The organism is Embleya sp. NPDC020886, from assembly GCF_044333915.1.
GTDB lineage: Bacteria > Actinomycetota > Actinomycetes > Streptomycetales > Streptomycetaceae > Embleya.
In genome coordinates, this window is sequence record NZ_JBIRRX010000016.1 from 105,199 (window position 1) to 125,928 (window position 20,730).

19 protein-coding genes and 3 pseudogenes are annotated in these 20,730 nt (G+C 70.8%); 12 read left to right on the forward strand and 10 right to left on the reverse strand.

Annotated elements, in window-relative coordinates:
- The first annotated feature begins 11 nt into the window (after nt 1-11).
- The 3 genes and pseudogenes from ACH4U8_RS37950 (at nt 12) to ACH4U8_RS37960 (ending at nt 2,713) form a co-directional block, all read left to right on the forward strand.
- Nucleotides 12-368: a hypothetical protein gene (locus tag ACH4U8_RS37950; RefSeq protein WP_379990291.1), complete on the forward strand. Its 357-nt coding sequence runs from the start codon at nt 12-14 to the stop codon at nt 366-368.
- Nucleotides 369-381: 13 nt separating this feature from the next.
- Nucleotides 382-1,767: pseudogene (locus ACH4U8_RS37955) on the forward strand (class I adenylate-forming enzyme family protein); the annotation flags it as partial.
- A 247-nt stretch (nt 1,768-2,014) separates the two neighbouring features.
- The gene (locus ACH4U8_RS37960; protein ID WP_360319113.1) at nt 2,015-2,713 is read left to right on the forward strand and encodes a hypothetical protein; all 699 of its coding nucleotides are present in this window, start codon (nt 2,015-2,017) and stop codon (nt 2,711-2,713) included.
- A 38-nt stretch (nt 2,714-2,751) separates the two neighbouring features.
- On the opposite strand, the gene ACH4U8_RS37965 is transcribed toward ACH4U8_RS37960, so the two are convergent.
- Both ACH4U8_RS37965 and ACH4U8_RS37970 read right to left on the reverse strand, forming a co-directional pair.
- Nucleotides 2,752-3,357 (reverse strand): hypothetical protein, encoded by a 606-nt coding sequence (locus ACH4U8_RS37965; RefSeq protein ID WP_395782733.1) that lies wholly within the window; start codon nt 3,355-3,357, stop codon nt 2,752-2,754.
- Nucleotides 3,358-3,605: 248 nt separating this feature from the next.
- The gene (locus tag ACH4U8_RS37970; RefSeq protein WP_395782734.1) at nt 3,606-4,877 is read right to left on the reverse strand and encodes a helix-turn-helix domain-containing protein; all 1,272 of its coding nucleotides are present in this window, start codon (nt 4,875-4,877) and stop codon (nt 3,606-3,608) included.
- A gap of 883 nt (nt 4,878-5,760) precedes the next feature.
- Between ACH4U8_RS37970 and ACH4U8_RS37975 the strand changes: the two are divergent.
- Nucleotides 5,761-5,853 (forward strand): annotated as a pseudogene (locus ACH4U8_RS37975) (DNA-binding response regulator); the annotation flags it as partial.
- Between the two features lie 103 nt (nt 5,854-5,956).
- Here the strand turns inward: ACH4U8_RS37975 and ACH4U8_RS37980 are convergent.
- Together ACH4U8_RS37980 and ACH4U8_RS37985 are read right to left on the reverse strand one after the other, a co-directional pair.
- The gene (locus ACH4U8_RS37980) at nt 5,957-6,391 is read right to left on the reverse strand and encodes a hypothetical protein (protein WP_360322766.1); all 435 of its coding nucleotides are present in this window, start codon (nt 6,389-6,391) and stop codon (nt 5,957-5,959) included.
- Between the two features lie 267 nt (nt 6,392-6,658).
- Entirely contained in the window at nt 6,659-6,964 is a 306-nt protein-coding gene (locus tag ACH4U8_RS37985; protein WP_395782735.1) for a hypothetical protein, read from the reverse strand.
- Between the two features lie 179 nt (nt 6,965-7,143).
- Between ACH4U8_RS37985 and ACH4U8_RS37990 the strand changes: the two genes are divergently transcribed.
- From ACH4U8_RS37990 to ACH4U8_RS38000, 3 genes are all read left to right on the forward strand, one after another.
- Nucleotides 7,144-8,574 (forward strand): DHA2 family efflux MFS transporter permease subunit, encoded by a 1,431-nt coding sequence (locus tag ACH4U8_RS37990; RefSeq protein WP_395782736.1) that lies wholly within the window; start codon nt 7,144-7,146, stop codon nt 8,572-8,574.
- Nucleotides 8,571-9,521 carry a sigma-70 family RNA polymerase sigma factor gene (locus ACH4U8_RS37995; RefSeq protein WP_395782737.1) on the forward strand — a complete coding sequence of 317 codons (951 nt, stop codon included), beginning with the start codon at nt 8,571-8,573 and terminating at the stop codon, nt 9,519-9,521. Before ACH4U8_RS37990 ends, ACH4U8_RS37995 begins: the two co-directional genes overlap by 4 nt.
- Nucleotides 9,522-9,779: 258 nt before the next feature.
- Nucleotides 9,780-10,799, forward strand: a complete 1,020-nt coding sequence (locus ACH4U8_RS38000; protein ID WP_379991181.1) for an aldo/keto reductase — start codon at nt 9,780-9,782, stop codon at nt 10,797-10,799.
- Between the two features lie 100 nt (nt 10,800-10,899).
- Here the strand turns inward: ACH4U8_RS38000 and ACH4U8_RS38005 are convergent, their stop codons facing one another.
- The 3 genes from ACH4U8_RS38005 to ACH4U8_RS38015 form a co-directional block, all read right to left on the reverse strand.
- On the reverse strand, nt 10,900-11,544 hold the full coding sequence (locus ACH4U8_RS38005) for a DUF2637 domain-containing protein (RefSeq protein WP_395782738.1): 645 nt from the start codon (nt 11,542-11,544) through the stop codon (nt 10,900-10,902).
- 177 nt (nt 11,545-11,721) lie between these two features.
- A complete protein-coding gene (locus ACH4U8_RS38010; protein ID WP_360322752.1) occupies nt 11,722-11,955 on the reverse strand; it encodes a hypothetical protein in 234 nt (77 codons plus the stop codon).
- 366 nt (nt 11,956-12,321) lie between these two features.
- Nucleotides 12,322-13,440 (reverse strand): FAD-dependent oxidoreductase, encoded by a 1,119-nt coding sequence (locus ACH4U8_RS38015; protein ID WP_395782739.1) that lies wholly within the window; start codon nt 13,438-13,440, stop codon nt 12,322-12,324.
- 107 nt (nt 13,441-13,547) lie between these two features.
- Here ACH4U8_RS38015 and ACH4U8_RS38020 point away from each other — a divergent pair, with 107 nt between their 5' ends.
- Nucleotides 13,548-14,240 carry a TetR/AcrR family transcriptional regulator C-terminal domain-containing protein gene (locus ACH4U8_RS38020; protein ID WP_360322748.1) on the forward strand — a complete coding sequence of 231 codons (693 nt, stop codon included), beginning with the start codon at nt 13,548-13,550 and terminating at the stop codon, nt 14,238-14,240.
- Nucleotides 14,241-14,291: 51 nt separating this feature from the next.
- Here the strand turns inward: ACH4U8_RS38020 and ACH4U8_RS38025 are convergent, their stop codons facing one another.
- Nucleotides 14,292-14,681, reverse strand: a complete 390-nt coding sequence (locus ACH4U8_RS38025; protein ID WP_360322746.1) for a DUF1801 domain-containing protein — start codon at nt 14,679-14,681, stop codon at nt 14,292-14,294.
- A 476-nt stretch (nt 14,682-15,157) separates the two neighbouring features.
- Here ACH4U8_RS38025 and ACH4U8_RS38030 point away from each other — a divergent pair.
- Nucleotides 15,158-15,505, forward strand: a pseudogene (locus ACH4U8_RS38030) (DUF6585 family protein); the annotation flags it as partial.
- A 266-nt stretch (nt 15,506-15,771) separates the two neighbouring features.
- Here ACH4U8_RS38030 and ACH4U8_RS38035 read toward each other — a convergent pair.
- Both ACH4U8_RS38035 and ACH4U8_RS38040 read right to left on the reverse strand, forming a co-directional pair.
- The gene (locus tag ACH4U8_RS38035; RefSeq protein WP_360322742.1) at nt 15,772-16,494 is read right to left on the reverse strand and encodes a cation transporter; all 723 of its coding nucleotides are present in this window, start codon (nt 16,492-16,494) and stop codon (nt 15,772-15,774) included.
- Nucleotides 16,491-16,829 (reverse strand): metalloregulator ArsR/SmtB family transcription factor, encoded by a 339-nt coding sequence (locus ACH4U8_RS38040; RefSeq protein WP_360322740.1) that lies wholly within the window; start codon nt 16,827-16,829, stop codon nt 16,491-16,493. The genes ACH4U8_RS38035 and ACH4U8_RS38040 overlap by 4 nt, the downstream gene beginning before the upstream one ends.
- Nucleotides 16,830-17,239: 410 nt before the next feature.
- Here ACH4U8_RS38040 and ACH4U8_RS38045 point away from each other — a divergent pair, with 410 nt between their 5' ends.
- From ACH4U8_RS38045 to ACH4U8_RS38055, 3 genes are all read left to right on the forward strand, one after another.
- Complete coding sequence (locus ACH4U8_RS38045; protein ID WP_395782740.1) at nt 17,240-18,199, forward strand: alpha/beta hydrolase; 960 nt, start codon at nt 17,240-17,242, stop codon at nt 18,197-18,199.
- 273 nt (nt 18,200-18,472) lie between these two features.
- A complete protein-coding gene (locus ACH4U8_RS38050) occupies nt 18,473-19,204 on the forward strand; it encodes a ParA family protein (protein WP_395782741.1) in 732 nt (243 codons plus the stop codon).
- Nucleotides 19,204-20,091: a hypothetical protein gene (locus ACH4U8_RS38055; protein WP_360322735.1), complete on the forward strand. Its 888-nt coding sequence runs from the start codon at nt 19,204-19,206 to the stop codon at nt 20,089-20,091. The genes ACH4U8_RS38050 and ACH4U8_RS38055 overlap by 1 nt, the downstream gene beginning before the upstream one ends.
- The last annotated feature ends 639 nt before the right edge of the window (nt 20,092-20,730 follow it).

Consider the following 20,730-nt stretch of genomic DNA (forward strand, 5'->3'; position numbering starts at 1 on the left):
AGGCAGTTCGCATGAGCGACGAAATCGCACCCGTCGGGGACGAGCCGGCCGCCGAGCGCACGCTCGGCGGGATCGGTACCCGCGTGTTGTTCGAGGACGACAAGGTCCGGATCTGGGAGCTGGAACTGGCTCCGGGCGCGCGCAGCGACGCGCATCGGCACGAATTGGACTACTACCTGGTGCAGATCGCGGGCGACCGGATCGCGGTCGAGCCGGAGCCGGACAGTCTGGGGGAGTACCGCGAGTACTTCGCGGCGGACGTGGTGCCCGGCGTGGTGGTCCCGATGCGGCGCGGTGGCGTGGAGACCGCGGTCAACGTGGGCGAGCAGCGCTATCACGAGATCATCGTCGAGCTGAAGGACCGCTGAAGGGGGCGTGGTGATGGCGCGGGACGGTCTGGTGATCGGTGCCGTGTTCACGGGCGCGGCCCGGGCCGTCCCGGATCGGCCGGCGGCGGTCCTGGGGGAGGACGTGCTCACCTTCGGCGAACTGGACGCGGCGGCGGACCGGGTGGTGGGTGCGCTGCGCGGCGTCGGCGTCCGGCGGGGCGACCGGGTGGTGTGTTGGAACCGGACCACGCTCGACGTGTTGCCGGTGTTCGTGGCGCTGGCCCGGATCGGCGCGGTCCATGTCCCGCTCGGCCCGGCCCTGTCCGCCGACGAGGCGACCGCGACGGCCCGGGTGGCCCGGCCCGTGTTGCTGATCGCCGACGACACCGTGCCGGGGGCGACGGTGGGGGCCGCGATCGGGGTGGCGGTGGTCGGGCTCGACGGGTCGGCGGGTCCGACGGGTGGCGCGCCGACGCCCGAGGGCGCGACTGCGCCCGATGTCGCCGAGGGGCCGGGCGAGACCGACCCCCACGTAATCTTCTTCACCTCCGGCAGCACCGGCCGCCCCAAGGGCGTGATCCTGTCCCACCGCACCAACGTGCTGCGCACGCATCCCGGTTCGCAGCTCGAACCGCGCGGCGCGATGGTGTGTCCGTATCCGCTGTTCCACATGGGCGCCTGGACCATCGCGCTGCAACAGTGGCAGGCGCGCGACACGGTGGTCCTGGTCGCCAGGGCGGACGGCGCGGAGATCGTCGCGGCCGTGCGTCGACACCGCGCGACTCGGCTCAACTGCGTGCCGGCGGTGTGGCAGCGAGTGCTGGACACGCTCGCGGCCGAGGGCGGCCCGGGGCTCGCCGGCGGCACGCTGGAGACGTTGCGCTTCGCCGACACCGGGACGTCCCGGACGCCGCCGGAGTTGCTCGCGGCCATCGCCGAGGCCGCGCCGAACGCGGTGCTCCGGGTCTTCTACGGCTCGACCGAGGCGGGCAACGTGGCCGCGCTCGACGGCGTGGACGTAGCGCGCAAGCCCGGGAGTTGCGGTGTGCCCGGCCCGTTCCAGGAGGTCGAACTCGGCCCGGACGGCGAGGTGTGGGTGCGCGGACCGCTGCTGTTCGACGGCTACTTCGACGACGAGGCGGCCACGCGTGCGGTGTTGCGGGACGGCCGGTACCACACCGGCGATCTCGCGACGATGGACGCCGAGGGGTATCTGAGCATCGTCGGCCGGGTCGGCGAACTGATCCGCACCGGCGGCGAGGCGGTCGCACCGGGGGAGGTCGAGGCGGTGCTGACGCGGACCGACGGTGTTCGCGAGGCGGCCGTGGTCGGCCTGCCGGACGCGACCTGGGGCGAGCTGATCTGCGCGGTGGTGGTGCCGAGCGATCCCGCGAATCCGCCCGACCTCGCCGCGTTGCGGGCCGGCTGTGTGGGGCGTCTGGCCGCGCACAAGCACCCCCGCCGGGTGGTGTACGTGGACGAGTTGCCGCGCACGCCCGCGACCGGCCAGGTGCTGCGCCGGCGCCTGGCCGAGCGGATCACGGTGGCGGCGGTGGAGGCGGGGCCGGCTGCGGTGCGTCGATCGCCGACAATCCCCCCGGATCGCGCTGAGCGTTTCGCTATGCTCGCGGGGAACGGTCGATCGACGGGAAACTCCGCCGCACATCGGGTGGTTCGGGGGCGCGATGACGAACGGAAACGAGCCGCAGGGGCCCGGTGGGCAGGTACCGCCGTGGACTCCGCTGGACGACTTCTTGCTCTACACCTGCGATGTGGTCGCCGACGTGATCGAGGACCGCGTCGCGCAACGGCCGCCGGTGCCCAGCCCGATCCGGCTGGATCCGGGCGATCGGGCGCTGGCCACGGGCCAGGCGGAGCGGTTCACCATGCGGGCGGCGGGCGACGGCAGCTACCGACACAGCAACATGTTCGTGTTGGGTGGCCCGGCGTTCGTGGTCGGCGCGCTGGCGGCCAACGCGATCGGCAACAACGTCCGGCGCAACAACGCCGCCCGGGACGCGCAGCCGCGCTGGATGCCGGACGGCTTCGGCGAGGCCACGGTGACCCTGCAACACGTGCGCCTGGTACATCCGATCGCGCCGCTGTCGTTGTACTGGAACGGCCTGGACGCGGTGGACCTGCCCGGTCCAGGCGTCTTCCAGGCGTCGTTCCAGGACACCTACGGCAACGGCTACATGAGCATCCGGCTGCACTCCGGGTGGGCCTCGCTGATGTTCGCCCTGGCCGCGCTCGACTCCTTCCCGGCACACCCTCGACTGCTCGCCGGCACCTGGCTCCCACCACACTTCGAACACCACGCCGCCGTGCACGGCCGCTACTGCCGCCCGGCGGCGAGATTGGCGACGCACCGGGCAGGTGGCTGAAGCACCGGTGAACCGTCGGGCGCAGGTGGGTCGGTGGTTCAACCCGTGCCGGTGGGTGTCAGGCGGTGGATGACGTCGCGGTCGGCGATGGCGGCACGCAGGCCCTCGCTCGCGAGCCATCGGGCGAGGCGGGTGTGGAGTTCGCCGGCCTGGTCGATGGTCAGGCCGGCGATCGGGATCGGGCCCAGGCACAGGCGCGGATCGGGCGGCGTGACGGTGGGGATCAGGTCGGGTCGATGCCGGGCTAGGTGGTGCAGAAGCACGAGCCGGTGGTGCTCCTGGACATGCGCGATCACGCCGGCCTCCCCGTCGGCAGGCGCCACCAACACCCGCAACCGCAGCCCGAATCCGTCCCGCACCAGCCGGGCGCGCCCCGGCGTGGGCTCGTCGGGATGTCCGGGCACCATCAGCGTCCCGGCAAAGTCGCCGGCCTCGGCATCGGTCAGGTGAACGGTGGCCCGATCGGGCTCGTCCCCGACGGGATGCACCCCGAGCGAGAAGAAGTCGACCCGCCAGACCCCCAGCCCACTCGGCCCGAGCCGAACACTCCAGGCGGGCAGAACCACGACCGGAAGCCCGGTGCCGGTGCCGGTGTCGGTGCCGGAGGCGGTGTCGGAGGCGGGGATGGCGTCGATGTCGGTCATGGGGGCTCCAGGGATGTGCGGGGAGAAGGCGGGCGCATGCTGCCGGACGGGCCGGCAATCGTGCCTCGGTCGGGAGAGCGAGTCGGCAGTCGTCCCGGTGCCGGCGCGTATGTGCACAGGTACCGAGTCGTCGTGATCCCTCCTGCCGAACGAAGGCAACTCGACCGTAATGGAGCTATTACGCAATGACAGGGACGGTTCGTCCCCCATCGCAATGGGGGACGAACCGTCCCTGTCGGGTGTCTCGGTTAGACGGCCAAGACGCCCACCTCCTCGGCGAGCGTCGCCACCTCCCGGTGCAGGGGACCGTGGGTGGTGCGCCAGAGTTCGGCGATCACGGCACGCGAGGCGGGTGTGTATCGCACGGCCTCGGGGCCCACCTCCACGGAGCGTCGCATCAGGTGCAACGCTGCGATCCGGTCGTCGCGCTGGAGGTGGCCGCGGGCCGCCTCGGTCCACAGACGCGACTGCCTTTCCACGCTGGGCATTGCGGCCGGGTTCGCGCGGTTCGCGTAGTCCAGTGCGGTACCCGCAGCCCGCAGATCGGCCGACACACTCACCGCGTGAAAGTCGACGTTGGCCTGTCCGAATACCGTCCAATGGTGCACACAGCCCATTGGCAGGCTCTTCGCGACGGCGTCGGCCCGGCGCCAACTCGCCCAGGCATCACCCTCGTTGCCCTGTCGGGCATGGGTGACCGCCGCATGCAGACGCAGCGCCCCGTACAGTCCCCGGGCGTCGTCCGAGGCGTCGTCGAGATACGGACGCAATCTCTCGGCGGCCTCGATCACCACGGTCAGTGCCTCGCCGGGATCGGCCGCCTCGCGCAGGGCATTGCCGTAGCACCAGGCCGCACCTGCGAGCGCTTCCGGCGTGTCCGCGTATTGCGCGGCGGACATACCGCGATCGGCCACCACCCACACGAGTTCGGCGGGCGCTATGTAGGCGATGTGCTGCTGGGCCAGGTGGTAGATGGTGGCCAGCACGGCATACGCATCGCGACGAGCGGGCCCGTCCAGAACACGAACGGCGGTCTCGCCGTCGGTGATCAGGTCCGGAAGGAGTGCGCCGATCCGCGTACGGTTGAATCGCACGCCGTGCCACAGTGTCCACGCCGCCTCCACCCGAGCCCGGAGCGACGGCACGTCCGGGGCCTCTTCGGCCGTGGGCGTGTGATTACGGCGCTTGACGGCACTCCAGACCTTCGGGATCGACTCGTGATGCAGCGCGGCCGAAACAGGTTGCAGGACGTCGCCGGTCCCGGTGAGGACACCGAGATCGGTCAGCCCAAGGTTCGCCGCGACCCGAAGCAGCAAACGATGGTCGCGCAACGAGCGTTCGCCGCTCTCGATCTTCTTGAGCCAATCGGGCCCGCGTCCACAGAGACCGGCGAGCACCGGTCGGCTCATCCCTCGACGTTCACGAAGCCAACGAATGCGCTCGCCCATGGTCAGGTCGGATGGCATGTTCATGGCGCCCCCGGGGGTGTGGTGTGTCTCTTCCGCCACGGTACGCCTCATATCGACCGATCAGCCGGCGTCCGCGCGAACTGTGGCGCCCGAGCCGCCTGTGCGGGGCGGGGTGATGGTCAGGAGGGCCCGACATACCAGAACCGAGATCAGTCGGCGTTGGTGTCGGCGCGCCCGGCTCGCGTCAATCGTCGCCGCCGAACCCAGGACGACTGCTGCCAAAGCGAGTTCGAACCCTCGAACATGCTCAACCGAAAGCACCTCCGGACCGCGCCCGCCCTCGCCCGCCGACGCGCCGACACGTCATCCGGGCCCTCGTGGCGTTTCGGCCCCGGACGACCCCGTCACGTCGTCCACCCACCCTGCCCCAAACAACACGCCAACTCCCCCACGAACAAAGAAAGATCCCCGATCACACCGCCGCCGGCCATAACGTGCGACACCGGTTCGCACAACATCGAGGTCGCGGCCCCGCCCCACCAACCGGGCGCCGCGACCGACTCGTGCCGCGCCCTACACGACGCACTCCCCACAAAGCGACAAACGCCGAGGCCCGCAAAACCTCCCCGAAGCGGTGCCCCACCCGCTCCCCACCACCCTGAACCGACCGAAGCCGACTGCCCCCACACCCCAACACCCGACACAGGCCCCCCGAACACCCACCCCCGGCGCGTCAGCGCCCCCGAGACAGGCAAGCCGCGCGATCGACGCGCGCAGCGCGGAGAGCGGCGGAGCCGCAAAACAAAGACTTCGTGACCCGTAGCGAAGCGAAGGGACACGAAGTCACGAGCGAGGGGCCACTTTTTTGTGGAGGAGCCCGCGACGGAACAAAAAAGTGGTGCCTCGCGAGCCGGCGCCGAAGGCGCCCAACAAAAAGCAGCGCTGCATCGCCGAAAGCCCCCCACCCCGCCCACCACACCCGCGACCCAGCCCAAAGACGCATGCGGTGCGGGCCATGACGAAGGTCGGCGCACGTGATCGAGCACAACTCGTCTCGTTCGCCTTCCGAGCCGGCCTCTACCCCTGACCCCGCCGAGCCGGCCACCTCGACGGCTCGCCAACGGCATCGGGAAGGCGGTATGCCGATCTCCTCGGGGAGGGTCGCCGCCGTGCTTCGGGGTCCACCGGGGTCAGGTGAGAGCGGGGTCGGTGAGGTCGAGGGTCAGGAGGTTTCTCCAGTCGTTGGTGAAGACGGCGCTTGCTCCTTCGTAGCGCACTCCCGTGAACGGGTTGGAGCAGAACATGGAGGCGACCCACCGCAGGCGGCGGTCGGCGTCGAGACGGGCGAGGTAGCCGATGTTGCCCATTCCGGCGCCGCCGCCGGACAGCCGACCCGACCCGTCCGGCAGCGCGCTCTCGAAGTAGGTGTCCACCTCGTTGGTGCCGCCCTCCTCGATGGCCCGGGCCACGTCGAGCGGGTCTCCGAGGCGGAAGGGGATCGGCTGCCCGGCATCCGGGTGGTAGGCCCCGGGGCCGTCCACATGGAGTTCCAGGCCGGTGTCGTCCGGCCGGTACAGCCCGTCCCACAGAGGTATCTCGCCGGCCGTCCACAGCCGCTCGATCATGCCCACGACCCCACCCTTTCGATTCGGCGGCCGGCTGGAGACGACCGGGAGCCCGCACAGCCCTCGACGGCGCATCGAACAGCCGGGACGGGGTCACCACTTCCGGCCGACCGCCGGTTGCCCACCGCGTGTTGCCGACGATAGCCCGCTGTCCGAGGGCATGGCCCGGCGCCGCCGCCGACCCGGCGGGATGGGCGGCGGAGCCGTTCGTGCGCGCCGGAGATCCGCCGTCCCCCGGCGCGCACGGGCGATGCCACGGCTGCTTTGTCAGCCCTGCGCGGTCGTCGCCGTCGCCGTCGCGTACGAACCCAGCAGGGTCGCATCGTCGCGGACGAGGTCGGCGGCCAGGCGGGTGCCGAGGTCGCGTTGGAACTCGCGGAACGCGGGCAACTCCGCGAGGCCCTCGCCGTCGACGACGTGGACGAAGGTGACGCCGTCGGTCAGCCGGAAGCTGCTGTACCGCAGGCCGGGCGGCGCCGTGCTCTCCAGTTCGGCGAAGACGTTCTCGACCAGGCGCTGGTTCTCCTCGGCGGCCTCGGGCCTGGTCCGGTAGCGGATGACTGCTGTGGTCATGGGTTCGGGCTCTCCTCGCTCGATTTCGCTGTCACCGACTTCGACAACGCGAAACCCGCGAACTCATCGCAACGAGTGCCACGAGTGTCACGCCCACCACGCCCACCACGCCCACCACGATTACTTCGCCCCTCCGCAGTTGTCGGTACCGATGAGAGCGGACTTCTGGAGGGACCTTCGTGAGCAGCAGGGAACGCACGACCGTCGAGCAGCGCTGGGTGCTGGGCCTGACCGCGATCGGCTCGGTGATGGTGGCACTCGACGCGCTGGTGGTCGCGGCGGCACTGACCACCATCAGGCAGGATCTCGGCGCCTCGATCGAGGAGTTGGAATGGACGGTGAACGCCTACAGCCTCACCTTCGCGATGTTGTTGCCGGTCGCGGCGGCGATCGGTGACCGGTGGGGTCGGCGTCGGATGTTCGCGACCGGCCTCGCCATCTTCTCCGTCGCCTCGATCGCGTGTGCGCCGGCGACCTCGGTGTCGTGGCTGATCGCGGCCCGTGTCCTCCAGGGCATCGGGGCCGCCGTCGTGATGCCCCTGGCGATGGGTCTGCTCGGCGCCGCCTTCCCGCCCGAGCGTCGCGGCTGGGCGATCGGCATCTTCAGCGGCCTGACCGGCCTGGCCGTACTCAGCGGCCCGATGGTCGGCGGCGCCGTGACGGAGGGCCTGGCCTGGCAGTGGATCTTCTGGATCAACGTGCCGGTCGGCGCGCTCGCCATCCCGCTCGTGCTCCGCAGGATCCCGGAGAGCCGAGGGCCGGCCCGCCGAGTGGACGTCCGCGGCGCCGTCCTGATCTCGTCGGCCGTCCTCGGCATCGTCTGGGGCGTGGTTCGCGGCCGAGCGGCCGGCTGGGCCGGCGTCGAGGTGCTCGGCTCGTTCGTCCTGGGCGCGCTGCTGCTCGCGGCGTTCGTGGCCTGGGAGCGGCGTGCGCCACAGCCGATGGTGCCGCTGTCCTATTTCCGTACCCGGGCGTTCTCGGCCGGCAACGCGGCCGGCTTCTTCCTCACCGCCGCACTCTTCGGCGCGGTCTTCTTCCTCGCCCAGTACATGCAGACCCTCTTCGGTTCCGGACCGATGGAGGCCGGCCTGCAACTGTTGCCCTGGACCGCCACCCTCTTCCTGACGGCACCGATATCCGGCCGCCTGGTGGACCGGATCGGCGAACGCCCGCTCGTGGTGGCCGGACTGGTTCTGCAAGCCGTCGGCATGTTCTGGATCAGCCTGGTCACCGACGCCTCGGTCCGCTACGTCGAACTGTTGCCTGCGCTGATCGTGGCCGGCTGCGGTGTCTCGATGGCGATGCCGGCGACGCAGAGCGCCGGTGTCGGAGCACTGCCCCGCGAAGCCGTCGGCATCGCCTCCGGCATCTACGGCATGATGCGCCAACTCGGCGGTGTCGTCGGAGTCGCCGCCCTGGCCACCGTGTTCGCCGACGCCGGGGGCTACGCGTCGCCGACCTCGGCGTTCGCCCGGGCCCTGGCCGGGTGCGGCGTACTGTCGCTGCTCGGCGCACTCGCCGGACTCGGCATCGGGGCTCGGCGCACCCCCGGCCCGGCGGGTCCGGCCGGTTCGGCGCCCCGCCGGGAGTCGGTCGAGGAGGCGGTATGAACCTGGAAGACGAATTCGCGCGACATCGGGGCGAGTTGATCGCGCACTGCTACCGCATGCTGGCATCGCGGCACGACGCGGAGGACGCGGTACAGGAGACGTACCTGCGGGCCTGGCGAGGGTTCGCGGAGTTCGAGCAACGCTCGTCGATCAAGACCTGGCTGTACCGGATCGCCACCCGGGTCTGCCTGAACGCGCTGAAGCACAGCAGCCGCCGGATGGTGCCGTCGGCGCTGGGCGCGCCCGGTACCGACCCCGACGACCTGGAGTCGCCGGCCGCGGAGGTGACCTGGTTGGAGCCGTTCCCGGATCTCCTCTCGAACGCCGATCCGGCCCTGGTCGTGGAGACTCGGCAGAGCCTCCGGTTGGCGATGATCGCCGCGTTGCAGCACCTGCCGCCACGCCGGCGCGCGGTGTTGATTCTGCGCGACGTCGTGTCGTGGCGGGCGTCGGAGGTGGCGAATCTGCTCGGCACGACGACGGCGGCGGTGAACAGCTCGCTCCAGCGCGCCCGTGCGGAACTCGCCCGACTCGCCCCGGAGGAGGACCAGTTCGCCGAACCGGACGAACCGGCACGCCGCGCGCTCCTCGATCGGTATGCGCAAGCCTTCGAGCAGGCCGACATGGCGGCCCTGGAGAGTTTGCTGACCCAGGACACCCGCTGGGAGATGCCGCCGATTCCGACCTGGTTCGACGGTCGCGCGAGCGTATTGCGGCTGCTCGCGGCGAAGCTGCGGCCGGGTCCGGGACAGCGGATCCTGGTCGAGACGTCGGCGAACGGGCAGCTCGCGTTCGCGATGTACGTCCACGGACGGGACGACGCGTTCCACGCACACGCGATCCAGGTGCCGACGGTGACCAAGGCGGGCATCTCGGCCGTCCTCGCCTTCCACCGAGCGGACCTGTTCCCGTCCTTCGGCCTGCCGATCGTCAGGGGTGCGGCGTAACGATCCGCGGTCGCGCGGAGCCGCTGCCCGGCGGGTGACCGTGGCGCGGCCTCGGGTGTTCCTCGCCCGGCCGGGGCCGACCGTCCCGGGCCGTCGCCGTCGTTCGCCGCGCCGTGCGCCCACGCGTCGCTTGCGGAAACGGAACCATGTTCCGTATGGTTTCGGAATGCGGTTCCGTTTTGGTGATGCTGCCGAGACGGGACCGGCAGGCAAGCCATGCACCGCACCACGCTTCACTCGCAATGAGGAGACACGGTCATGCAGTACCGCACCTTGGGCCGCACCGGCGTGCAGGTCGGCAGCCTCGCGCTCGGCGCGATGAACTTCGGCAGGATCGGGCGCACCACCCAGGACGAGACGACCGCCATCGTCGACGCCGCCCTGGAAGCGGGGATCAACCTGATCGACACCGCCGACGTGTACAGCGGCGGCGAGTCGGAGGAGATGGTCGGCAAGGCCATCGCGGGCCGCCGCGACGACATCGTGCTCGCCACCAAGGCGACCATGCCGATGGGCGACGAGCGCAATCGCCGAGGCGGCTCGCGTCGCTGGCTGATCACCGCGCTGGAGGACAGCCTGCGTCGGCTCGGCGTCGACCACGTCGACCTCTACCAAATGCACCGGTGGGACCCGAACACCGACGACGAGGAGACCCTGTCGGCGTTGACCGACCTGCAGCGCGCGGGAAAGATCCGCTACTTCGGTTCCTCGACCTTCCCGGCCCACCGCATCGTGCAGGCCCAGTGGGCCGCCCGCGAGCACCACCTGAGTCGGTACGTCGTCGAACAGCCCAGCTACTCGATCCTGCAGCGCGGTATCGAGGCCCACGTGCTGCCGGTGACTGAAGAGTACGGGCTCGGCGTGCTGGCCTGGAGCCCACTGGCCTCGGGCTGGCTGTCGGGCTCGATCCGCGCGGGCAGTGAGATCACCACCAGCCGCTCGACGTTCATGCCGCAGCGCTTCGACCTCACCATCCCCGCCAACCGGGCCCGGCTCGACGCCGTCGAGCAACTGGCCGGCGTCGCCGCCGAGGCCGGCCTGACGATGATTCAGCTCGCGCTCGGCTTCGTGACCGCGCACCCCGGTGTGACCAGCGCGCTCATCGGCCCCCGTACCCCGGCCCACCTGCACGCGCAGCTTGCCGCCGCCGACACCACGCTCTCGGCCGACGTACTCGACGCGATCGACGCGATCGTCGCCCCGGGCACCGACCTCGCCGCACACGAGAAGAACGACACCCCGCCCGCACTCCTCGACCCGTCCCTGCGGCGCCGCTGATCGCCCCGGCTGCAACCTCTCGCGTTCGGGTGGTGCCCGCCTGGGATCCGGAGCGACGTCGCCGCGTGCGGATCCGGTGGCTCGCGCGGACGGGCATGGCTCAGAGCGGGGGGTTGCGGCCCTGGCCGGGGACGGATCGTCGCGGTGGTCGGGTCAAGGTGATCTGGCGTACGAGTTGGTGCAGGCAGGCCGTGGTCGCCACCGCGGGAAGGATGGCGACGACGATGCCCTGGAGGGTCATGGGGGCGTGGGTGAGGGACAGCGCCATGGACAGGCCGGCGAAGGCGACGACCACGATCCACGAGTGCAGTGCCCGGCGACGGTGCAGGCTGGAACGCAGAATCGACAGCGAGGCCACCACCCACGGCCCCTGGACCAGGACGGGCCACCAGCGGGCCGGGCCGGCGGGCGTGTCGGCGGTGTGCCGCATCGGTGCCAGGGTGATCAACGCGGCGAGCACGCTGATCGTGGCGACCAACACGACGCTGACCACCACCATGGAGCGGCTGAGCCGGTCCAGTCGCCGAGCGCCGGTGATCGGGAGGGCGGTCTCCGGGGGGCGCCGGCGATGACTGCTCGGTCCCCGGATCGGGGTCGGCAGTTCGACGGTGGTGGGGGCGTCGTCGATCGGGCCGGCCAGGAGTCGGGCGAGGTCGGCCTCGAACGCCGGATCGCCCACCACCGCGAACGACGGGGAAAGCCCGTCCGGTGACACCGCCGTGTTCGCCGTCGGCCACTCCGCCACGTCGGGAGGCGGTGCGGCGCCCGGGGGGAATTGCCTGGCGGGCGGGAGATACGGGTCGTATCCATAACCTTGATACATATGCTTGATTCATTCATGTGATAGGGGGTCTTGGGATGCCGAATACAACATTTCGGATGCCGAATAAAACATTTAAATTGTCGACGGTGGTCCTGAAATTCAGGACTGTGGCTCGTCCAGGACGTCGTCGAGGCGGCGCGAGTACTCGGCGGCGATCAACACCATCGTCAGGGCGAACTGCTCCATGTCGGCGGAGCAATGACGAAGCGGGACGCGCTGCCCCGCACGCTCGATGAACGCGTGCGGGGACCGTTTGCGGAACGTTGCCGCGCGAGGGGTGAGGACCCAATCCCCCATGGGGAAGGCGCGTTGGGCGAGCGTGGGAGGAGCCACGGCGGAGGTGGATGCGCGGGGAGTCACGCCCGGGTAACGACACACCCTCCTGGTTGGATCTGCTCCGAATTGGTGAACAACCACCCGGATGCGCGTCCCGCTCGACTGCGCTCGTGCTTTTCCGAACACCGGGGCGACGGATTTTTCGCCGCCGAGAGCGCGAATTCCGTGCCGTTGCAGGGAAGATGGGCCGTTCGCCGACGGAGTCTTTACTTCCGCAATGGACAACTCACGGGTTGGTAAAGATTCGGAATGCCCTCCCGTCGGCAGTCCTATCTTCCGCCGTGCACATATTCGGCTGGAATCCTTGTCACCCCGGCCGCGCCCCCGAGAACTTTGCGCCGACCCTCTCGTGCCGTTCGGCCGTCAGGACGGCTGGACTTGGTCGAAGAGGGCCAGGGCGTCGGCGGGGTCCGGGCTCACGAGGCGGTCCAGCCCGGCCGTGGTGATCTCCGCCCACTTGCCGGCCCGTGCCCACATCTGTTCCTCGAAGGCGCGGACGGCCTCGTCCGGATCTCCCTGGCAGGTGGTGATGGCCTCGGCGAGTTCGGCGCCCTCCAACATCGCGAGGTTCGCGCCCGCCCCCAGCGGGGGCATCAGATGCGCGGCGTCGCCCAGGAGCGTCACCCCGCGGACGTGGGTCCAGGTGTGCGACACGGGCAGGACGTAGAGGGGGCGGTGCACGAAAGTGCCGCCGCGGTGGAGGAGTTCGAGGACGGGAGCGGCCCAGCCGTCGAATCGGGCCAGCAGACTCGATCGCACGGCCTCGGCGTCGGACAGGTCCAGGTTCGCGTGCCAGTCCAGCGGCGCGCGGAACTGGGCGTACACCCTGACGTGGCCGCCGCTGTTGCGCTGGGCGACGAGGGCTCGGTTCACGCCGTACACGGCCACGGAACCGTCGCCGACCAACCGGGCGAGGTCGGGATGGCGGGTGTCGACGTCGTCCAGGGAGGTCTCGACGAAGGTGACGCCGGTGTAGTGCGGCTTCACCGACGAGAGTGCCGGGCGGACCCGGGACCAGGCGCCGTCCGCGCCGACCACGAGGTCGAACGTCTCCTGTCGGCCGTCCGCGAAATGCACCGATACGCCGTCCTCGGTCCCCGGCACCACCCGGGTCACGCCCTGCCCCCACCGCACGTCGAGCGGGCCGAGCAACAGGTCGCGGAGTTGCCCGCGGTCGATCTCGGGATTGGCCCGGTCGTCCGGACCCGGTGGCCAGTCGCGCAGGACGGCTCCGGCGGTGTCCAGGATGCGCATGGCCTGCCCCTCGGGACGGGACAGCACGTCGAACTCCGCCGACAGCCCCGCCTTGTCCAGCGCGAGTCGGCCCAGTCCTTTGTGCAGGTCCAGCGTGCCGCCCGGGGGGCGGGCGTCGGGGGTGGGGTCGCGTTCGAGGATGGTGACGGGATGACCATGGCGATGCAGCACGCGGGCGAAGGTGAGGCCGGCGGGGCCGCTTCCGACTACGGCGATTCGGTGTCTCATGTCGATACACTGTATTTCCACGATACGTTGCATCGCAACAGTGCGGTGCGTCGGATCGATACGGTGTCCTGCATCGGTACGGTGCCTTGCATCGGTACGGTATGGCCATGACTGTGTGGGACCGGCCGGAGCCGCCGATTCGCCCCGTACCGCTCGACCGGGAGCGGATCGTCGCCGCCGCCGTCGCGCTGGCCGACGAGGGCGGGCTGGACGCGGTGTCGTTGCGCAAGGTCGCCGCGCGGCTGGACGCCGGCCCGATGCGGCTGTACGGATACATCTCCACCAAGGAGGAACTGTTCGACCTCATGCTGGACGAGGTCCACGCCGAGATCCTCCCCGAGGAACAACCCGGCGACTGGCGGGAGGCGCTGCGCGTCCTCGCCCACCGCACCAGGCAGGCCGCTCTCCGGCACGAATGGCTGGCCGACCTGCTCGGCGGTCGCCCGACCCTGGGCCCGAACGGCCTCGCCGTGGCCGAGGCCACGCTGGCCGCCCTCGACGGCCTCGCCGATGTCGACACCGTCATGCGCGCCGTGGAGACGGTCGGCGCCTACTACACCGGCGCGATCAGGCGCGAGGTCGCCAACCTGCGAGCCGAGCGCGCCACGGGGTTGTCCAAGCACGACTGGCAACGCGCCTTCGGCCCACATCTCACCAGGATGTTGGCCACGGGCCGCTTCCCGGCGTTGGCCAAGGCCGTGTACGACGGCACGGATGTGGACGCGGAGGCATCGTTCGTGACCGGCCTGGACTGGGTCCTCGACGCGGTGGCCGCCAAACTCACCGTGCCACCGGCCTGACGTTCGGCTCGCGCGGAAGGTGAGCGGGTCGTTGTCGGTGTCCACCGGCCGTCAGTGCTTCAGCTTTCGCCACCCACCGGCCCGGTTGTTCGCGATGATCTGCTTGAACATCGCCGTGAGGGCCGGCGCGTTGATGCTTTCGCCCTCGCGCACCGCCACGGTGCGAGCGGTCTTGTTGTCGTGCCCACCGGTGATGATCCCCTCGGGATCCGGGACGATCGCCCCGTCGTAGAGGAACACGTTGACATGGTCCTTGGCCGCCAACAGCGCACAGATGTTGCCCTGAAGCACGAAGTACGGCCGCACGGTGCGCTTGATGGTCTCCACCACCTCCGGATCCGCGCCGTGCACGAGATCCCGCACCTCCCGACAGACGGCCTGCTGCCAGCCGGGAAGACCCTCGATGTAGTCGTCGACCCGCGAGTCGGTGTCATACGTCATGACCCCGCACGCTAGCCGACCCCTCCCGCAAATCCCCCACAACGCGCGCGAGATGGTCACGCCCTGCGGATGCCGGCGCCCGGCCTGCCGGGGCGGCGACGCGGGCTGCTCGACCTGCCGGCCCGCCGGGTTGCGGCCTGATTCGAGTTCGCGACGCCCGCTCGGGCGGCCTTCGTCGGGTTGTCACGGAGTGCGGACCCTGTTCCGCGGGTGGCGCGACCTTGCAGGATGCACCCGTGGCCGAAATCATCAGCAAGGGCACCGACATCTCGTCCGCAGTGGCATCGGCAGCGAGCCGTCACCGGCTCGGCCGGCCGAAGGACACATTCGTGGTGCAGCGGTCCTGCTTGGGGATCCGCGGCGCGGGCTACCGGGTCCATCTGTTCGAGGAAGGTCTCGTCCGTGACGACGCGGGCCCGGAGCCCGCCGTCTTCCGCTGGGACAACGTCGTCGAGTGCCTTGTGCTCGTCACCACGATGCTCGACCACAATCGTTATGACGGCACCGTCTTCACGTGGGAGGTGGTCCGTACCGACGGCGTCCGCCTGAAAGCCGCCGGCGTGTATTGGGACCCGCGCCAAGGAGGCAACCCGAACACCCCCGTCGAGCCGGTGCAACGGTACGCCGCGCTCGGCCCGCTGATCGACGAACACGTGGCCCGAGCCCTCCTGCCCGCCGCCCGGGCGACGCTCGGCGCCGGCAAGACGCTCGCCTTCGGCCGGATCACCATTTCCGCCGCCGGCGTCCACGGCAAGCAGGGTGTGGTGCCCTGGGCGCGGATCAGCCACGCGGAGGCCCGGGGCGGCTTCGTGATCATCCGGCGCTTCGAGGCAACCCGACCCGTGGCCACCCAGGAGGTCGGCTTGACCCCGAACCTGTCCCTGTTCCCTGATGCCGGCCGACGCCTACCGGCACGGTGCCGGGCCCGCGCCGAGGTGACGGCGACCGTCGGTCGGTCCGAAGTCGCCTTGTGGTCAAGTGCGTTCGCGGCGTCGCCGGCGGCGGGGCGCAACTGCCCGCGCAGGCGGCGCCGGAGTCCCGCGTCGCCGTCGTGGTCGACCGTGCATCCACGGCAGGGGTGCCATCGATCTCAGGCGCAACAGTCGCAGTCGGGACGGCAGCCGCACGCGTCCGTCTCGGCTGCGACGGCTGCTGCGGGAGAGGCAACCCCGGTGGCCGAAGGCGCGCAGCAGCCTTTGCCCTGCCAGGCGTCGCGGCCTTCCTTCACGGCGACCACCGCGATGACCAGGGCGGCGATCGGGTCGGCCCAGGACCAGCCGAGGGTGGCGTTGAGGATCAGGCCGACCAGGAGCACGGCGGAGAGGTAGGTGCACAGCAGGGTCTGCTTGGAGTCGGCGACCGCGCCGGCGGAGCCGAGTTCCCGTCCGGCCCGGCGCTGCGCCGCGGACAGGAACGGCATGATCGCGAGTGACAGCGCGGCGATCACGATGCCGGGGATCGAGCGGTCGGCCTCGGCGGCGCCGGTCAGGGTGCGCACCGCGTCCACGCCCACGTAGGCGGCGAGCGCGAAGAAGGAGAGCGCGACGATTCGCAGCGTCGTCTTCTCCCGCGCCTCGCGCACGGCGTGCTCGTGGGCGGAGAACTGCCAGGCGACCGCCGCAGCGGAGGAGACCTCGATGACCGAGTCCACGCCGAACCCGACCAGCGCGGTCGAGGAGGCCACCGTCCCGGCGGTGATCGCGACGACCGCCTCGACGACGTTGTAGGTGATGGTCGCCGCGACCAGCAACCGGATCCGGCGCGCCAATACGTCCCGGCGGGCCGGGCCGGGGCTCAGGGACGTCACGGTCATCCGCAGCAGCCCTTCGTCGCGGTGTCCGGGCAGGTCTTGTCCGCCGCGACGGCGAGCACCGCGGTGCGCAGATCGTCCAGAGCGTGGCCGAGGCGCTCGTCGGCGAGTTCGTAGCGGGAGCGCCGGCCGACGGGCACGGCGACGACCAGGCCGCAGTCGCGCAGGCAGGCCAGGTGATTCGACAACCGGGTTCGGGAGATGCCGAGCCGGTCGGCCAGGTCGGAGGGGTGGGCCGGGGCCTCGCGCAACGCGAGCAGCAGCCGGCAGCGGATCGGATCGGCGAGCGCGCGGCCGAAACGGGCCAGCACCTCGATGTCGGGGGCGACGGTCAGCACACCCTGACGGTACACGTATTTCTGAATTCAGGAAATGGTGGATCGAAGGTCGTCGCCACGCCGGGCCCGAACCGTCCTGCGCGGCGGCCTCGTTGCACGCGCCCGGTGGCCGATGCGGGGCGGGGCCGCGGTCGCTTGTGGTTGGCCACCTGCGGCCGCGCTACGCGGGGATCGAGCAGGCGATTTCTGCGGAGGTGGGTCTTTCGGAAGCGGTCGAAGCCTTCGTTGTGCCGCTTTGGGCTCGTGGTCCTCCGCTGGAACTCGTGCATTTCCGAGGGGACTTCGGGGCCCGACCGAATGCCGTGGCGGGCGTGGTCTCGGGCGGACGGGCGGACAGGCGGGCGGCCGGATCGCACGGGGCGTGCACGTGACGGGAGTTGGCCAGGGGAGCGGCCGGCAAGCTGGGGAGCATGGGTGTCGACGAAGTGGGCGCAGTCGCGGATGGCGAACTCGCTGCCTACCTGGCGGCGGAGCGCCGCGCAGGTGGCCCCGGTGCGCGGGAAGTCGGTGCCGTCGAGATGCGGCGGCGGCAACGACAGCGCGTGGTGGGCGGGCCGGCCGGGCCCGAGTTGGCCGAGGTGCGGGACCTTCTCGTGGCGGGTCCTGCGGTTACCGTGTCGCCGATTCCGGTTCGTCTGTACCGGCCCACCCTCGATCCGCTTCCGCTGGTGGTCTTCCTGCACGGGGGAATGTGGACCATCGGCGGCCTGGAATCGCACGATCGGCTGTGCCGTCGGCTTGCCCTCGCCGCGCGGATCGCCGTACTGGCCGTCGACTATCGCCTCGCGCCCGAACACCCTTGGCCGGCCGGGCCCGACGATGCCGCCGCGGCCTTTCGCTGGGCCGCCGAGCACGCGCGTGAACTGTCGGGTGCGGCGGGGCCGCCGGCGGTGGCGGGGGACAGTTCGGGTGGGCATCTGGCGGCGTTGACCTGTCTGCGGATGCGCGACGAGGGCGGCCCGTTGCCGGCGGCGCAGTTCCTCGCGTGCCCCAATACCGACCTGACGTTGTCCCGGCCGAGTACGCGCGACAAGGCCGCCGGCTGGGGCCTGACCACCGACGCCGTCGCGTGGGGCGTGGCCAACTTGCTGCCGGACGTGGCCCGTCGTGCCGATCCGACGGTCAGTCCGCTGTTCGCCGCCGACCTGTCGGGCCTGCCGCCGGCCGTGGTCGTCACCGCCGAACACGACCCGCTGCGCGACGAGGGCGACGAGTACGCCGCCCGCCTCGCCGCCGCCGGGGTCCGGGTCCGGCATCGCCGCGAGCCCGGGATGATCCACGGCTTCCTGTCCATGGACCGGGTGGCGCCGTCCGCCGCCGCGGCCGCCGACCGCTTCTTCGCCGACGTCGCCGACGTCCGGTACGACTGAACCCGACCGGGCCGGCGTCCGGCAGGCATCGAGGAACACCCCGATCGGGGTGACGGACCTGTGCTGTCGTCGGCCGGTTCGGGAGCAATGGTCGGATCGCTCTCGGACATCCGGGATCGCCCGGTATCACCGATGTGGTCGACATCGCGGAGTGTCGCGTGTCCCGAAAGGGGGTTGCCGGTCGGGGCTCTGGCATGCTGGGCGGCGTCCGAGTACCCGTGATGGGGAAGCCAACGGAGGTCCCAGATGAGCCCTGCCCGTAGATCGGCGGCAGTGCCCAGAGCCAAAGTCGTGGTCGTCATCAACCGCAAGGGTGGTGTCGGCAAGAGCACCATCGCGGTGAACCTGGCCGCCGTGCAGGGGCAGAACTTCACCCCCACCGGGCCGATCGCCCCGGACGCCGACGCACCCGTGGTCGCCTGCGGAATCGACCCACAGGGGTCGATGGAGGACTGGGCGGATCGGGTACCCGAGGAACTCCTGCCGTTCGACTACATGTCCACCAAGGGCAAGCCCGGCATGCTGGCCGAGTTGAAGGCCGACCCGGGGGTCGCGCGCATCGTCGTGGACAGCCCCGGCTTCATGGACACCGACCCCGAGGCCGAACTCGCCACCGACCCACTCGGGCACGGCGCGGCGGCGGACGCCCTGCGCGACATGCTCGAAGTGGCGGACCTGGCGGTGGTCCCGATCACGCCGGAGTTCATGAGCTGGTCGCCCAGCGAGTACACGATCGAGCGGGTGCTCAAGCCGCGCGGTATCCCGTACATCGCGGTGGTGAACCTGTGGGATCCGCGCGACGGGGAGACCGATCGGGCCCGGGTCGAGGCGTGGATAGACGAACGCGGCTACCCCCGGGCGCGGGAGCCGATTCGCAAGTACAAGATTCACGCTCATGCGGCGGAGGGCGGGCTCGTGGTCACCCAATACAAGGAGAGCGGTACGGCGTTGCGTGCCCGCGAGGACTTCTACAAGCTCGCCCTCGCGATCGAGCAGGCGATCTGATGGGCCGTCAACGTACTCCCAGGACGGCCGCCGAGCCGCGTCGGCTGCGGACCGCCGCCGATATGGCCAAGGAACTGCCGGCGCCGTTTCGGCCGCTGTCCGACAGTCCGGTACTGATCGACGACGAGCAGCGGCAACTGGCCGCGTGCGAGGCGGCGATCGAGACGTTGCGGGTCGCGTTCTGGGCGGCCGGCAAGGCGTTGCAGATCGTTCGGGACGCTCGGCTGTACCGCACCCGCTACGAGAGCTTCGAGGACTACTGCCTCGACCGCTGGGACATGCAGCGCCGGTACGCGGACCGGTTGATCCAGGCGTGGCCGATCGCGGAAGCGTTGAGTCCGATCGGACTCAGGGCCGTGAACGAGGCCCAGGTCCGCGAACTGGTGCCGCTCGCGGGTCGGTACGGGAACGAGGCAGCGGTGACGGTGTACCGCACGGTCGCCGAGGCGGAGTCCGTACCGCTGACGGCGGCGGTGCTGCGCGGTGCGGTGGCGGCGGTCGGCGAGGCGTTCTCGCCGGCGGCGGCGGTCGAGCAGGTGCGGAGCTATCTCGACTCGCTCGGCATCGAGCCGGAGGCCGAGGGTGATCGGGTGGTCGACTACACGGCCAAGGCCGCGGACACCATCCCGCGGCGTTGGCTGACCACGCTGGCTCGGCAGGACCGGGCGGCGGCGGTGGCCTACCTGGACGAACTCGAACGTCAGGTGGCTCGGGTGCGACGGGAACTTGCGGAGACGGATGGGGTGGTCGGGGGCGGTGCCGATTCCGGTGCCGATTCCGGTTCTGGTTCTGGTTCCGGGGTGGATGTCGGGTCCGAATCGGGGGCGGGGTCGGGCGCGGTCCCGGGGGCCCGCTCGGATGCGGGTCGGGGCGTCGTGTCGGCGTAACGGGGGCGATGGCCGCCGGGGCGGGGCAGGCGGGGCGTTGCTTCGGGTGAGTCCAATTGGACTCGGCCGGGGCGCGGTTGCGGGCGGGGTGTGGGACGCGCGTCGTCGGGTCTCGGTGATCCGGGTCGCCCGGGCGCTCCTGCGTCTTCGCGGCCTGCACGCCAGGCACGCATGTGCGTCGGCCGCGTCGGCTTGGCCCGTCCGCGCGTCGGTCGGGTGTGCCGGCAGGTCGGCGGCGCGTACGTACCTGCCCGTCGGCGCGAGCGGGTGCCGGTTGTTGCCGGTGCGGTGAAGGTGATGTCTGCGGCGCCTGATCGCATTGCCCCGGGATGCGATCGTTCGTCGCCCCCTCGCCCCTGTTCCGTCACATCTCCGGCTGCTTCGTATCCACGGCCGCATCGAAAGTTGACGATCGCACCACCGACCGAGCCCACCGGCACGTGCAGCACACGCAGCGGCGTGCAGCACGTGAAGACGGGTGCCGAAAGTGGACGCTCAGCCCGCGAAGGTAGGTTCGCCCACCGAAGGACCGTCTCCATCGAACACACGGTCCCGTCCGAAGGATGGTCACTTCCGACCGTCGGAGGATCCTCCACCGGCGCTCGACCCCTCTTCCGCGACCCGAATCACCCATCGACA